Origin of the sequence: Bacillus sp. JNUCC-21 (genome assembly GCF_041222765.1) — a bacterium.
Classification (GTDB): domain Bacteria; phylum Bacillota; class Bacilli; order Bacillales; family Bacillaceae; genus Bacillus; species Bacillus velezensis.
In genome coordinates this window covers 2,573,966-2,588,125 of sequence record NZ_CP166019.1, presented here as the reverse complement: position 1 = coordinate 2,588,125, position 14,160 = coordinate 2,573,966, and the positions used below count along the sequence as shown (strand labels likewise).

General features: G+C 48.2%; 13 protein-coding genes. 12 read left to right on the top strand and 1 reads right to left on the bottom strand.

Annotated elements, in window-relative coordinates:
* Window positions 1–77 precede the first annotated feature (77 nt).
* The 8 genes from JNUCC21_RS12805 (at window position 78) to JNUCC21_RS12770 (ending at window position 10,110) form a co-directional block, all read left to right on the top strand.
* The gene (locus JNUCC21_RS12805; protein WP_007612462.1) at window positions 78–2,147 is read left to right on the top strand and encodes a sigma-54-dependent Fis family transcriptional regulator; all 2,070 of its coding nucleotides are present in this window, start codon (window positions 78–80) and stop codon (window positions 2,145–2,147) included.
* Window positions 2,148–2,269: 122 nt separating this feature from the next.
* Complete coding sequence (yqiS, locus tag JNUCC21_RS12800; RefSeq protein ID WP_039063302.1) at window positions 2,270–3,163, top strand: phosphate butyryltransferase; 894 nt, start codon at window positions 2,270–2,272, stop codon at window positions 3,161–3,163.
* Between the two features lie 13 nt (window positions 3,164–3,176).
* The gene (gene bcd, locus JNUCC21_RS12795; RefSeq protein WP_003153209.1) at window positions 3,177–4,271 is read left to right on the top strand and encodes a branched-chain amino acid dehydrogenase; all 1,095 of its coding nucleotides are present in this window, start codon (window positions 3,177–3,179) and stop codon (window positions 4,269–4,271) included.
* Between the two features lie 17 nt (window positions 4,272–4,288).
* The gene (gene buk, locus JNUCC21_RS12790; protein ID WP_095532169.1) at window positions 4,289–5,404 is read left to right on the top strand and encodes a butyrate kinase; all 1,116 of its coding nucleotides are present in this window, start codon (window positions 4,289–4,291) and stop codon (window positions 5,402–5,404) included.
* A complete protein-coding gene (gene lpdA, locus JNUCC21_RS12785; protein WP_369878203.1) occupies window positions 5,394–6,815 on the top strand; it encodes a dihydrolipoyl dehydrogenase in 1,422 nt (473 codons plus the stop codon). Before buk ends, lpdA begins: the two co-directional genes overlap by 11 nt.
* 22 nt (window positions 6,816–6,837) lie before the next feature.
* Window positions 6,838–7,830, top strand: a complete 993-nt coding sequence (locus tag JNUCC21_RS12780; protein ID WP_015240177.1) for a thiamine pyrophosphate-dependent dehydrogenase E1 component subunit alpha — start codon at window positions 6,838–6,840, stop codon at window positions 7,828–7,830.
* A 12-nt stretch (window positions 7,831–7,842) separates the two neighbouring features.
* The gene (gene bfmBAB / locus JNUCC21_RS12775; RefSeq protein WP_059368141.1) at window positions 7,843–8,826 is read left to right on the top strand and encodes a 3-methyl-2-oxobutanoate dehydrogenase subunit beta; all 984 of its coding nucleotides are present in this window, start codon (window positions 7,843–7,845) and stop codon (window positions 8,824–8,826) included.
* Window positions 8,827–8,847: 21 nt separating this feature from the next.
* Entirely contained in the window at window positions 8,848–10,110 is a 1,263-nt protein-coding gene (locus JNUCC21_RS12770) for a dihydrolipoamide acetyltransferase family protein (RefSeq protein WP_369878201.1), read from the top strand.
* A 43-nt stretch (window positions 10,111–10,153) separates the two neighbouring features.
* On the opposite strand, the gene JNUCC21_RS12765 is transcribed toward JNUCC21_RS12770, so the two are convergent.
* Window positions 10,154–11,050 carry a YegS/Rv2252/BmrU family lipid kinase gene (locus JNUCC21_RS12765; RefSeq protein WP_150941303.1) on the bottom strand — a complete coding sequence of 299 codons (897 nt, stop codon included), beginning with the start codon at window positions 11,048–11,050 and terminating at the stop codon, window positions 10,154–10,156.
* A 178-nt stretch (window positions 11,051–11,228) separates the two neighbouring features.
* On the opposite strand from JNUCC21_RS12765, the gene brxB reads away from it, so the two are divergent.
* The 4 genes from brxB to JNUCC21_RS12745 all read left to right on the top strand — a co-directional run bounded on the left by brxB (window position 11,229) and on the right by JNUCC21_RS12745 (window position 14,115).
* Window positions 11,229–11,666, top strand: coding sequence for a bacilliredoxin BrxB (brxB, locus tag JNUCC21_RS12760; RefSeq protein ID WP_003153223.1), 438 nt, complete (start codon window positions 11,229–11,231; stop codon window positions 11,664–11,666).
* 245 nt (window positions 11,667–11,911) lie between these two features.
* On the top strand, window positions 11,912–12,679 hold the full coding sequence (locus JNUCC21_RS12755; protein WP_098081571.1) for a transporter substrate-binding domain-containing protein: 768 nt from the start codon (window positions 11,912–11,914) through the stop codon (window positions 12,677–12,679).
* Between the two features lie 61 nt (window positions 12,680–12,740).
* Entirely contained in the window at window positions 12,741–13,400 is a 660-nt protein-coding gene (locus JNUCC21_RS12750; RefSeq protein ID WP_003153227.1) for an amino acid ABC transporter permease, read from the top strand.
* A complete protein-coding gene (locus tag JNUCC21_RS12745; protein ID WP_003153229.1) occupies window positions 13,393–14,115 on the top strand; it encodes an amino acid ABC transporter ATP-binding protein in 723 nt (240 codons plus the stop codon). Before JNUCC21_RS12750 ends, JNUCC21_RS12745 begins: the two co-directional genes overlap by 8 nt.
* Window positions 14,116–14,160: the final 45 nt, after the last annotated feature.

Here is a 14,160-nt window from a genome sequence, read left to right as displayed (position 1 = left end):
GGTAACATAGGGGTTGTGCAAATTATTGCAACGGGAAATACAGGTGTGCAAATTTTTTCATATAAAGGGGTATCGGGATGCAGAAGGTGCTGATTATAGGTGCTGGTAAAGGAGGCACGGCGCTCCTACAGATTTTGATGAAAACAAAGCTGATCCGGATTATTGCGGTGGTTGATCAAGATCCGGAGGCGCAAGGGCTGCAAGAAGCCCGGAGATATGGAATTGCAACCTCATCAGATTGGAAACCCTACATAACTGAAGATATAGATATTATCATCCATACAACAGGCGATAAAGCGGTCATGGATGAGCTGCTCCATGAGAAAAAAGAACAAACCATCGTCATGCCGGGAAAATTGGCGTACATGGTGTTTCAGCTGATGGAGGAAAAACAGCAGCTTATCCAAATGCTGAAGTCGCAGACGTATAAGCATGACCGGATTTTTAATTCAACGCACGACGGCATGATTTTTATAGACGTCAACGAAACGATCATTTTATTTAATCAGATGGCAGAAAAAATGGTCGGCCGAAAACGGGAGGATGTCATCGGCCGCCAAATTAAAGATGTAGTGCCGAACACAAAGTTGCCGCGGATTCTGGAAACGAGAGAGCCGGAATATAACCAGAAGCAGCTTCTCGGAAAGCATCTGCAGATTGTCACGACAAGACTGCCGATCATTGATGAAGGCGGAAAACTTCTCGGCGCGTTATGCGTGTTTAAAGATATCACCGACGCAGTTGAACTGGCGGAAGAGGTCACGAACTTAAAACAAATCCGCACCATGCTTGAAGCGATTATACAATCATCAGACGAGGCCATTTCTGTCGTTGATGAAAACGGCATCGGAATGTTAATCAACAAAGCGTATACAAAAATGACCGGGCTGTCAGAAAGCGAAGTCATCGGAAAACCCGCTTCCACCGATATCTCAGAAGGGGAGAGCATGCACCTGAAAGTATTGGGGACAAGGCGGCCCGTGCGGGGTGTGAGAATGAAGGTCGGCCCCAATAAAAAGGATGTTATCGTAAATGTTGCCCCCGTTATTGTGGACGGTATTTTAAAAGGCAGCGTCGGCGTCATCCACGACGTGTCAGAAATTAAAACGCTGACTGCTGAGCTGAATCGGGCGCGCCAGATCATCCGCACGCTTGAAGCGAAATATACGTTTGACGACATTATCGGCACGAGTGAACAAATGCTGGTCGCCCTTGAACAGGCGAAGCTCGGGGCGAAAACGCCGGCGACGATTCTGCTGCGGGGAGAATCCGGCACAGGAAAAGAACTTTTCGCCCACGCCATCCATAATGAAAGCGACCGAAAATACAATAAGTTCATCCGGGTCAATTGTGCGGCCCTGTCTGAATCACTGCTAGAATCCGAGCTTTTCGGCTATGAGGAAGGCGCGTTTACGGGCGCGAGGCGCGGGGGCAAAAAAGGACTTTTTGAGGAAGCGAATAACGGCAGCATTTTCTTAGATGAAATCGGAGAGCTGACCCAAAGCACCCAGGCAAAGCTGCTCAGAGTTCTGCAGGAAAAAGAAATTATCAGAGTCGGCGGCGCTAAAGCGATTTCTGTCAATGTCAGAATTATCGCAGCGACAAACGTCAACATCGAAAAGGCCATGGCGGAAGGCGCATTCCGTGAAGACCTGTATTACCGGATTAACCGCTATCCGATCTCAATCCCGCCGCTTCGGCAGCGCAAAGAAGATATTGAAGCGCTGAGCATTCGGCTTATTGAAAAAATCAATCAGGATTACGGCCGCAATGTAAAGGGGCTCACGCCGAACGCGCTGCGAGCTTTATCAGCCTACAGCTGGCCGGGAAACGTCCGGGAGCTTGAAAATGTTCTCGGACGGGCAATGATATTTTTAGAGCCGCACATGGAACGGATCGAACAGCAGCACCTGCCTGTTTTTGAATCAGAGCTGAATGAAAAAAACGGCACCCAAAGTGATTTTCCGGATGTGGAAGGGGAAAAGCTGTCTCAGGCTGTTGAAAAATTTGAAGCGCACGTCATTCAAAAAACGCTTGAAAAGCATAAATTCAACCGAACAAAAACGGCAAAAGCGCTTGGTGTCAGCATTCGGAATCTGTACTACAAAATGGACAAGTACGGCCTTGCAAATGACGGCATGCAATAAATTGCAGAGAAAGCGCAAACAGCTGCATGTTTTCTTGAAGAAAGCCGGAATAAACCCTCCCGCATATTTGGCACGGAACTTGCATTGTTAAAAGCGGATTCGCACAAGGAAGGTGGTACAAAATGAAGCTGAGAGACCTAGTTGAAAAAGCCGCGGCAAAAAACGCAAAAACCATTGCAGTGGCCCACGCAGCAGATAAAGAAGTGATCCAGGCCGTCAAAATGGCGGCAGAACACTTGTCGGCACGATTTTTACTGACGGGTGACAGCGGAAAGCTGAAAGAGCTTCTGGCAAATGAACCGAAGTTCAATGCTGAAATCATCCACGCCGATTCACCCGAAGAATCTGCGGCAAAAGCAGTGCGCGCAGTGCGTGAACAAGAGGCGGACGTTTTAATGAAAGGGAATCTCCCGAGCTCAACTCTTCTGAAATCGGTTTTAAACCGCCATGAAGGGCTTCGTTCAAAAAGGGTGTTATCACATGTAGCCGTTTTTGAGGTGCCGGACTATGACCGGCTGATGTATGTGACTGATTCAGCGCTGAACATTGCCCCGTCTCTTGAAGAGCTCGGGCATATTCTGCAAAATGCGGTTCACGTTGCACATTCAGTAGGGAACCCTATGCCGAAAGCCGCAGTCCTTGCCGCTATTGAAACGGTTAATCCGAAAATGGAGGCGACGCTGAACGCGGCTGCGATCGTCCAGATGTGCAACAGAGGACAGATTACTGGCTGCATTGCGGACGGACCGCTTGCTTTGGATAATGCCGTATCCCAAGCGGCTGCGCTGCAAAAAGGGATTTCCGGAAGCGTAGCGGGCCAGGCGGATATTCTCTTGGTTCCTTCAATCGAGGCCGGAAATATGCTTTATAAGTCAATGATTTATTTTGCGAAAGCAAGTGTTGCTGCCGTCATCGCCGGTGCAAAAGCGCCGATCGCATTAACGAGCAGAGCGGATACCGCAGAAAATAAACTGTATTCAATTGCGCTTGCGATTTGCGCATCACAAGAACAGTAGGAGGAACGAACCAATGGAAATTTTTAAATATATGGAGACTTATGATTACGAACAATTGGTATTCTGCCAAGATGAACAATCCGGATTAAAAGCGATCATCGCGATTCATGATACGACGCTCGGCCCCGCACTCGGCGGAACAAGAATGTGGACATATGACAGTGAAGAAGCGGCGATTGAAGATGCACTAAGACTCGCAAAAGGCATGACTTATAAAAATGCGGCTGCCGGTTTAAACTTAGGCGGCGGGAAAACTGTTATTATCGGAGACCCGCGCAAAGATAAAAATGAAGAAATGTTCCGCGCGTTTGGCCGGTACATCCAAGGCTTAAACGGAAGGTATATTACGGCGGAAGACGTCGGCACGACCGTTGAAGATATGGACATCATTCATGATGAAACAGACTATGTAACCGGAATTTCTCCGGCATTCGGTTCATCAGGAAATCCGTCTCCCGTTACGGCGTACGGCGTCTACAAAGGGATGAAAGCCGCAGCGAAAGCGGCGTTTGGCACTGATTCACTGGAAGGTAAAACAATTGCCGTGCAAGGCGTGGGAAATGTGGCTTACAATCTATGCCGCCACCTTCACGAAGAAGGCGCTTCTTTAATCGTAACGGATATCAATAAAGAATCTGTTAAACGTGCCGTTGAGGACTTCGGCGCCCGCGCAGTTGATCCCGGCGACATTTACTCACAGGCGTGCGATATTTATGCCCCATGTGCTCTCGGCGCCGTCATTAACGATGACACGATTAAACAGCTGAAGGCGAAAGTCATTGCGGGAGCGGCCAATAACCAGCTGAAAGAAACACGTCACGGCGATACCATTCATGAAATGGGAATCGTGTACGCTCCGGATTATGTCATCAATGCAGGCGGGGTCATCAATGTGGCCGATGAGCTTTACGGCTACAATGCTGAGCGGGCTTTGAAAAAGGTTGAAGGCATCTATGCAAACATTGAGCGGGTGCTCGATATTTCCGCGCGTGACGGCATTCCGACATACTTAGCGGCCGACCGTCTGGCTGAGGAACGAATTGAGCGCATGCGCCGTTCAAGAAGCCAGTTTCTGCAAAACGGCCAAAGTATATTAAGCAGACGATAGGAATTTGATCTGGAGGTATGAAAATGTTCGAAAAGGAAAAACGCATTCTCATTCTGAATCCAGGCTCAACATCAACGAAAATCGGTGTCTTTCACAATGAACGCTGTATCTTTGAAAAGACGCTGCGGCATCCCGAAGAAGAGCTGAAAACATTTAACAGCATCATCGACCAATACGAATTTCGAAAAATAAGCATTCTTGAGTCTTTGCACGAACAGGGCATCAACATTTCAAAGTTCGATGCCGTTTGTGCCAGAGGCGGCCTGCTCAGACCGATTGAGGGCGGCACATATGAAGTGAATGACGCCATGATCACTGATTTGAAAAACGGCTACAACGGCCAGCATGCTTCTAATCTGGGCGGAATTATTGCCAGGGAAATAGCTGACGGATTAAATATCCCCGCGTATATCGTCGATCCGGTCGTGGTGGATGAGATGACTCCGCTCGCTAAAGTATCAGGAATGCCTGAAATCAAGCGGAAAAGCATTTTCCATGCTTTGAACCAAAAAGCTGTTGCCCGTCAGGCGGCGGCGTCCCTCGGCAAACGGTATGAACAGATGAAGATGATCGTCACTCATATGGGAGGCGGCACCACAGTCGGTGTCCATGATTGCGGACGGGTGACGGATGTCAACAACGGGCTTCACGGAGAAGGACCCTTCAGCCCGGAGCGCGCGGGAACTGTTCCGGCGGGTGATTTGGTAGAAATGTGTTTTTCCGGCAAGTATTCAAAAGCCGATATGATGAAAAAACTTGTCGGCACGGGCGGACTCTCCGGCTACCTGGGGACAACGGACGCGGTGAAGGTGGAAAAACGCATTCAGGCCGGCGATGAAAACGCGCGTCTCATTTATGACGCCATGGCTTATCAAGTAGCAAAAGAAATCGGGGCGGCAAGCGCCGTTTTAAAAGGAAAAGTAGACATTATCGTCCTGACGGGCGGATTGGCGTACGGGAAAAGTTTCGTATCCGCCATCAAATCGTACATAGATTGGATTTCGGATGTACTGGTGTACCCGGGAGAAAATGAACTGCAATCTCTCGCGCAAGGCGCGCTTCGGGTTTTAGCCGGTGAGGAGCAGTCAAAGCAATATCAGATCGGCGAAGGAGTGAAAACAAATGGCGACTGAGTATGATGTGGTCATTCTGGGCGGCGGCACGGGCGGCTATGTAGCCGCCATCAGAGCGGTCCAGCTCGGCTTAAAAACGGCCGTTGTAGAAAAAGAAAAGCTTGGCGGAACATGCTTGCATAAAGGATGTATCCCGAGTAAAGCGCTGTTAAGAAGCGCGGAAGTGTACCGAACCGCAAAGGAAGCGGCAGCATTCGGCATTGAAACGGAAGGTGTCTCCCTCCGCTTTGACAGCGTGCAAAAACGAAAGCAGGGAATCGTTGACCGGCTGGCCGGCGGTGTCGCCCACTTGATGAAAAAGGGGAAGATTGATGTATTCAACGGGTACGGACGTATGCTCGGCCCTTCCATCTTCTCACCTCTTCCCGGTACGGTTTCAGTCGAATACGCAAATGGTGAAGAAAATGACATGCTGATACCGAAACAATTGATTATCGCAACCGGTTCAAGGCCGAAAATGCTGCCGGGTTTAGAAGCAGACGGTACATATATTCTGACATCAGATGAAGCGTTAGAGCTTGAACGTCTGCCCCACTCCATGATGATCGTCGGCGGCGGTGTCATCGGAATTGAATGGGCATCCATGCTGAAGGATTTCGGCGTCAATATCACTGTGATTGAATATGCGGACCGCATTTTGCCGACGGAAGACCGTGATATTTCAAGCGAGATGGAAAAACTGTTAACGAAAAAAGGAATTAAGATCGTGACGGGTGCGAAAGTGCTTCCGGATACATTGGAAAAAGCGGACGGCGTTTCAATTGCCGCTGAAAAGAATGGAAAAAAAGAAACGTATCACGCGGAACAAATGCTTGTTTCCATCGGCCGCCAGCCGAACATTGAAGGGATCGGGCTTGAAAACACGGATATTGAAGCGGAAAACGGTTCTATCATCGTGAACGAAGCCGGGCAGACGAAGGAATCGCACATTTATGCGATCGGTGATGTTGTCGGCGGGCTGCAGCTTGCGCATGTGGCCTCCCGTGAGGGCATCATTGCCGTTGAGCATATGGCGGGTCTTAATCCGGCTCCGCTTGATGCCGCTCTTGTGCCGAAATGTATTTATTCAAATCCGGAAGCGGCGAGCGTCGGTCTGACAGAAGAGGAAGCTCTTCGAAAAGGGCATGAACTGAAGATCGGGAAGTTTCCGTTCATGGCGATCGGAAAGGCTCTTGTATACGGAGAAAACGACGGCTTTGTCAAAATCGTCGCCGATCGGAATACAGATGATATTCTCGGTGTTCATATGATCGGCCCGCACGTCACCGATATGATCTCTGAAGCGGGGCTTGCCAAGGTGCTCGACGCGACGCCTTGGGAAATCGGCCAGTCCATACATCCGCATCCGTCGCTGTCAGAAGCGATTGGAGAAGCTGCGTTAGCCGCAGACGGAAACGCGATTCATTTTTAAAAGGAAAGAAGGAGGGGTTTGAATGACTACAAACCGCCATCAAGCATTAGGGCTCTCTGACGAAGAAGCCGTTGAAATGTATAGAACCATGCTGTTAGCCAGAAAAATCGACGAAAGAATGTGGCTCTTAAACCGCTCGGGCAAAATTCCGTTCGTTGTTTCATGTCAAGGACAGGAAGCGGCGCAAGTAGGCGCGGCCTATGCCTTAAACCGTGATACCGACTATGTGCTTCCGTACTACAGAGATATAGGGGTTGTACTTGCATTCGGTATGACTGCAAAGGATTTGATGATGTCGGGTTTTGCGAAAGCAGCTGACCCGAACTCAGGCGGAAGGCAGATGCCGGGCCACTTCGGGCAAAAGGAAAACAGAATCGTAACGGGCTCATCCCCTGTTACGACGCAGGTTCCTCATGCAGTCGGAATCGCGCTTGCGGGACGCATGGATAAAAAGGATATCGTCTCTTTCGTTACCTTTGGAGAAGGATCTTCCAACCAGGGGGATTTTCACGAAGGGGCAAACTTTGCCGCCGTGTATAAACTGCCGGTCATTTTCATGTGTGAAAACAATAAGTATGCTATTTCTGTCCCGTATGACAGACAGGTGGCGTGCGAGAAAATATCCGACCGGGCGGCAGGCTACGGCATGCCGGGAGTCACTGTTGACGGAAACGACCTGCTGGAAGTTTACCGGGTCGTAAAAGAAGCGCGCGAACGGGCGTCTAAAGGCGAAGGCCCTACATTAATAGAAACGGTTTCCTACCGTTTGACGCCGCATTCCAGTGATGACGACGACAGCAGCTACAGAGAACGCGAAGAAGTAGAAGAAGCAAAGAAACAAGATCCGCTTCTTTTATACAAAGCATACTTGCAAGAAGCCGGGCTTCTAGGTGAAGAAGAAGAAAAGACCATGCTGGATGACATCATGGCTATCGTAAACGAAGCGACAGACGAAGCGGAGAAAGCGCCATACGCATCTCCTGAATCAACGCTTGATCACGTTTATGCGAAGTAGGGAGGAATACTTATGTCTGTAATGTCTTATATTGACAGTATTAATGCAGCAATGAAAGAAGAAATGGAAAGAGATCCGCGCGTGTTTGTTCTCGGGGAAGACGTCGGGAGAAAAGGCGGCGTGTTTAAAGCCACGGCGGGTCTCTATGAACAGTTCGGAGAAGAGCGGGTGATGGATACGCCGCTTGCTGAATCAGCGATTGCCGGTGTCGGCATCGGCGCCGCGATGTACGGCATGCGCCCGATTGCCGAGATGCAGTTTGCCGATTTCATTCTGCCTGCGGTCAACCAAATCATTTCAGAAGCGGCAAAAATACGCTACCGTTCAAACAATGATTGGAGCTGTCCGATGGTCATCAGAGCGCCTTATGGCGGCGGCGTGCACGGCGCGTTGTATCATTCCCAATCTGTGGAGGCTATTTTTGCCAACCAGCCGGGCCTTAAAATTGTCATGCCTTCAACTCCTTATGACGCAAAAGGGCTGTTGAAAGCTGCAGTCCGTGACGAAGATCCGGTGCTGTTTTTCGAACATAAGAGGGCGTACCGTCTGATTAAAGGCGAAGTCCCTGCGGATGATTACGTCCTTCCGATCGGAAAGGCGGATGTAAAACGCGAAGGCAGCGACATTACTGTTATTACGTACGGATTATGCGTCCATTTTGCTCTGCAGGCTGCCGAGCGCCTTGAAAAAGACGGAATTTCCGCACACGTATTAGACTTGCGTACGGTTTATCCGTTAGATAAAGAAGCCATCATTGAAGCCGCGTCTAAAACAGGAAAAGTATTGCTGATCACAGAAGATACGAAAGAAGGCGGTATTATGAGCGAGGTCGCCGCCATTATTTCTGAAAACTGCTTATTTGATTTAGACGCGCCGATCAAGCGGCTTGCAGGTCCTGACGTTCCGGCAATGCCTTATGCGCCGACAATGGAAAAATACTTCATGATGAATTCTGACAAAGCAGAAGCCGCGATGAGAGAATTAGCGGAGTTTTAAAGACGTAAGGAGGTTTTTGACATGGCGATTGAACAAATGGCTATGCCTCAGCTCGGAGAGAGCGTGACGGAAGGGACGATCAGCAAGTGGCTGGTATCCCCCGGTGATCAAGTGAATAAATATGACCCCATCGCGGAGGTCATGACAGATAAAGTGAACGCGGAGGTGCCGTCTTCTTTTACCGGTACGATTAGAGAACTTGTAGGAGAAGAAGGCCAGACTCTTGCAGTCGGCGAGATCATCTGCAAAATTGAAACAGAAGAAACGGAAACCGAAGTGGCGCCGAAGCGGGAAGAAGAGCAGAATACCCCTTCAGACACCGGTGCAAACCGTCAAGGTAAAGATCAGTCAAATAAAGCGCGTTATTCGCCGGCCGTGCTCAGATTAGCGGGAGAACACGGCATTCAGCTTGAAGAAGTTGAAGGAACGGGTGCAGGCGGAAGAATTACGCGAAAAGATATTCAAAAGATCATTGATTCGGGAATGAAGCAGAAGTCGGAAGCACCGGCGCCGGCTGCCGTTCAAACAACGCAACAAGCGCCGAAACAACAGCAAAAACAAGCGCCGCAACCCGCTCTGTCAGCCGGTGATATTGAAATTCCGGTTACAGGCGTCAGAAAAGCCATCGCCGCCAATATGCATAAAAGCAAAACAGAAATTCCGCATGCCTGGACGATGATGGAAGTCGACGTCACGAACATGACGGCGTACAGAAACAGCATTAAAGACTCATTTAAACAGAAAGAAGGCTTCAATTTAACGTTTTTCGCTTTCTTTGTAAAAGCGGCGGCGCAGGCTCTCAAAGAGTTCCCGCAGATGAACAGCATGTGGGCGGGGGACAAAATCGTCCAAAAGAAAGACATCAACATCTCCATTGCCGTTGCCACGGAAGATTCGCTGTTTGTTCCGGTTATTAAGCATGCTGATGAAAAAACGATTAAAGGCATAGCCAGAGAAATAACGGATCTTGCGAAAAAAGTGAGAAACGGAAAACTTACCGCGGAAGATATGCAGGGCGGCACATTTACCGTCAATAACACGGGATCTTTCGGCTCAGTTCAATCTATGGGCATTATCAACCATCCGCAGGCGGCGATTCTTCAGGTAGAATCTATCGTCAAACGTCCGGTTGTCATGAATAATGGGATGATCGCCGTTCGTGATATGGTTAATCTTTGCCTGTCTTTAGATCACAGAGTGCTCGACGGGCTCGTGTGCGGCCGATTCCTCGGACGCGTCAAAGAGATCTTAGAAAACATTGATGAACATACTTCCGTCTATTAAAAAAACTCCTTTTGCCCGGGCGGCAAAAGGAGCTTTTTTATTTTCATTGTGAATCCTCGGGAACAAGCATAGTGAGATGATGTTTTTTCACTTCGATCGTACAAGGTGTTGTTCCGTATACCTCGCCATCTGTATCCGCGTCCATCTCACGTGCGGTTTCGATTTCAATCCTGGAGGCCTGAATATAGGACAGCTCCCCTTTGAAATCATCAAACGAACCCTGCTCCATCGTCATCAGCTCCCGCAGCGCGGCAAGGCTTGTGTTGCGGCAGATTAACACATCGGCTAAGCCGTCCTGGAGGCTGGCATCAGGCAGGGGAACTCTGTTTGTCCCGATATAATGCCCGTTCATGACAAGCACCATTACGGCTTCGTCTTCTTTCACCTCGCCGTCAATCGTCAATTTGACAGGAAACGGGTTCGCGCTTGTCATCGTCCGCAAGGCGCTCGTGAAGTAGCTGATTTTACCAAGCCATGCTTTTTCAGTTTCATTAATATGGCTTGATGCTTCGGTGATCAGTCCGATGCCCCAGAAGTTCAGAAAATAGCCGTCATCCGTTTTACAGACGTCAATCATCCGTTTATGTCCGGCCGCGAGCGCTTCAGCGGCCTTTTGAAGGTTTTGCGGGATGCCGAGCGCCCGTGAGAAATCGTTGCACGTTCCTCCCGGCAAAATGCCGACAGCGGGTCTGTGATCAAGCTTGCTGATGCTGTTGATGCATTGATGCACAGTGCCGTCTCCGCCTAAAATATATAAATGGTCAACTGAACTGTCGAGATTTTCACAATACTGACGGGCATCATCCTGATGTTTGGTCGGTTTAATCAAAAGTTCATCAGCTGACTGGGCCAAAATGGGGACGACCGTGCCGAGCGTTTTATCAATCTGTTTTTGACCGGCGTTTCCGTTATAAATTAAAACTGCTTTCCGTTGGCTCATATGACTGCTCCTTTATTTCAGACAATCTCCTTAACAAGTTTCCCGTTTTTAAAGGGTCATAAACTTACATCGGGAACATAAAAGGGACAAAAAACAATTGGATATGAGCGGTGTCATTTGCCGATAGGGAGGTTCCTTGCTATCATAAGAAGAGATGATCAAAAAGGAGAGGTCCCAGTTGAATATGGATTTTAATTTATTTATGAATGATGTCGTGCGTCAAGCCCGCCAGGAAATCACGGCCGCCGGGTATACAGAGCTGAAAACCGCTGAGGAAGTGGACGAAGCGCTTTCGAAAAAAGGAACGACACTCGTCATGGTCAACTCTGTGTGCGGATGCGCAGGCGGTATTGCACGGCCTGCCGCGTACCATTCCGTACATTACGATAAACGCCCGGATCAGCTTGTGACGGTATTTGCCGGACAGGATAAAGAAGCGACAGCCAAAGCGAGAGAATACTTTGAAGGCTATCCGCCGTCCTCTCCGTCATTTGCCATTTTAAAAGACGGGAAAATCATGAAAATGGTGGAACGCCATGAAATTGAAGGCCATGAGCCGATGGCCGTCGTCACAAAACTGCAGGAAGCATTTGAAGAATATTGTGAAGAAGTATAAGTGAAAGAAAAACCCCGGAGCCAAGCGCTTGCGGGGTTTTTTTATATGGCATCTGTATAAATATAAATATTTATACATCGGCGTTCAGCTGTCACTAACCTGAAAAACAATGACTATAATAAACACAGAGAGGAAAATATATTTTTCAAAAATAGTATTGCATCACAATTAAAAAGTGTTTAAAATACAAGTTAACGAATAAATATTCAAATTTAAGAGATCAGTAGATATGGGGGAAATGAATCATGAAGAAATGGCTGTTGGTATTAGCTGCCGCATGTATCACCTTTGCGCTGTCCGCCTGCGGATCAGGCAATTCAGGCTCAGAAGGCGGAAAGAACAAGCTGATTATGGGTACATCGGCTGACTATAAACCATTTGAATATAAAGACGGCGATCAGATCACCGGGTTTGACGTTGATCTGGCAAAAGCTCTGGGCAAAAAGACCGGCTATGACGTTGAGGTGCAGGACATGGACTTCAACAGCCTGATTACAGCCTTGAAGTCCAAGCAGGTAGATATGATATTATCTGGAATGACACCTACGCCGGAACGGAAAAAGCAAGTTGATTTTTCTGATATTTATTATACTGCTAACAATATGATCGTTACGAAAAAGGGAAGCAGCATTAAATCCTTGAATGATCTGAAAGGCAAAACCGTCGGTGTTCAGCTCGGCTCCATTCAAGAGGAAAAAGGCAAGAAGCTCGCTTCGAAATACGGTTTTCAGCTCGAAGACCGCAACCGGATCTCAGACTTAACCGAAGAGATCAAATCCGGGCGTTTTGATGCCGCGATTATCGAAGACATCGTAGCACAAGGCTATTTCAGTTCAAATCAAGATCTGCAGGGCTTTGCGTCAGCAGATGCGAAATCAGAGGAATCGGGTTCCGCGATTGCGTTCCGCAAAGACAGTGATCTGACAGCGAAGTTCAACAAAGCGCTGAAAGAAATGGAGAAAAACGGAGAAATCGAAAAACTGAAGAAAAAATGGTTCACCAACGAGAAATAAAAGAAAGCTCAACTTTTCGTTGAGCTTTTTATCTTGAATAAAGACAAAGGAGATCACACGTATGAATTTGGATTTCTCAGCGACAATCCCCCAAATTCCTTTTATATTGGAAGGCCTTGCGGTCACATTAAAAATTGTGCTCGTTTCAGCGGTCATCGGTCTTGTATTAGGCATCGTGCTCAGCTTATTTAAAATCAGCACGATCAGTCCGCTGAAATGGATTGCGGATTTTTATACTTCGATATTCCGCGGCACGCCGCTCGTGCTGCAGCTGATGATCATCTATTTCGGTATGCCGCAGCTTCTGGGCTTTCAGATCGATCAATTTTGGGCGGCGGTCACCGCATTATCGCTCAATTCAGCCGCTTACGTCTCTGAAATTATCAGAGCGGGAATCAACGCAATTGACAAAGGACAAAAAGAGGCTGCCGTCGCTCTCGGCGTGCCGTACGGAAAAATGATGAAAGATCTGCTGCTGCCGCAGGCGTTTAAAAACATTTCTCCGGCTATTATTAACGAATTAATCACCTTAACGAAAGAATCGGCGATCGTCACAGTTATCGGTCTTGGCGACATTATGAGACGGGCCTACCAGTCCGGCGCCGCAACATACAACTATTTAGAACCTCTTATTGTGGCGGGCTTAATCTATTACGTGCTCGTTTTGATCTTAGCATTCATCGGAAAAGGCGTAGAAAGGAAGCTGAAAGCCAATGATTAAGGTCGACAACCTGTCAAAATCATTCGGGAAACATGAAGTACTGAAAAACATTTCAACACAGATCGAAGAAGGGGAAGTCGTCGCTGTCATCGGCCCTTCCGGTTCCGGCAAATCAACGTTTCTGCGCTGCTTAAATCTGCTGGAAACCCCGAGCGGCGGAACGATTGCCATTAAAGAAAATGAAATTACCGCAGCTAAAACGAATAAACTGAAAGTGCGGGAAAATATCGGCATGGTATTTCAGCATTTTCATTTGTTTCCTCATAAAACGGTGCTTGAAAATATCACATACGCGCCAGTCAGCGTGAAGAAAGAGTCTAAAAAGGAGGCGGAGGAAAAGGCGTGCGCCCTCCTTGAAAAAGTCGGACTGCTTGACAAACGGAACGACTATCCGAACCGTTTGTCAGGCGGACAGAAGCAGCGGGTCGCCATCGCGCGGGCGCTTGCCATGAATCCTGACATCATGCTGTTTGATGAACCGACCTCGGCTCTTGACCCGGAAATGGTCAAAGAAGTTCTTGAGGTGATGAAAGAGCTCGCGCAGACGGGCATGACGATGGTGATCGTAACGCACGAAATGGGATTTGCCAAAGAAGTGGCAGACCGCGTATTATTCATGGATGAAGGGACGATCGTGGAAGACGGGCAGCCGGAAGAATTTTTTCTTTCTCCGAAGTCAAAAAGAGCACAGGACTTTTTAGAAAAAATATTATAAAATATAACTGGAAGAAAAGAAGAAGAATGCTCTTCTTCTTTTTTT

Bases quoted from the DNA above. Each gene is read 5' to 3' on its own strand.
- bcd (WP_003153209.1), top strand. From the start codon at position 3,177: ATGGAAATTTTTAAATATATGGAGACTTATGATTACGAACAATTGGTA.
- JNUCC21_RS12770 (WP_369878201.1), top strand. From the start codon at position 8,848: ATGGCGATTGAACAAATGGCTATGCCTCAGCTCGGAGAGAGCGTGACG.
- bfmBAB (WP_059368141.1), top strand. From the start codon at position 7,843: ATGTCTGTAATGTCTTATATTGACAGTATTAATGCAGCAATGAAAGAA.
- yqiS (WP_039063302.1), top strand. From the start codon at position 2,270: ATGAAGCTGAGAGACCTAGTTGAAAAAGCCGCGGCAAAAAACGCAAAA.
- lpdA (WP_369878203.1), top strand. From the start codon at position 5,394: ATGGCGACTGAGTATGATGTGGTCATTCTGGGCGGCGGCACGGGCGGC.
- JNUCC21_RS12780 (WP_015240177.1), top strand. From the start codon at position 6,838: ATGACTACAAACCGCCATCAAGCATTAGGGCTCTCTGACGAAGAAGCC.
- JNUCC21_RS12805 (WP_007612462.1), top strand. From the start codon at position 78: ATGCAGAAGGTGCTGATTATAGGTGCTGGTAAAGGAGGCACGGCGCTC.
- JNUCC21_RS12765 (WP_150941303.1), bottom strand. From the start codon at position 11,050: ATGAGCCAACGGAAAGCAGTTTTAATTTATAACGGAAACGCCGGTCAA.
- buk (WP_095532169.1), top strand. From the start codon at position 4,289: ATGAAAATGTTCGAAAAGGAAAAACGCATTCTCATTCTGAATCCAGGC.
- JNUCC21_RS12755 (WP_098081571.1), top strand. From the start codon at position 11,912: ATGAAGAAATGGCTGTTGGTATTAGCTGCCGCATGTATCACCTTTGCG.
- JNUCC21_RS12750 (WP_003153227.1), top strand. From the start codon at position 12,741: ATGAATTTGGATTTCTCAGCGACAATCCCCCAAATTCCTTTTATATTG.
- JNUCC21_RS12745 (WP_003153229.1), top strand. From the start codon at position 13,393: ATGATTAAGGTCGACAACCTGTCAAAATCATTCGGGAAACATGAAGTA.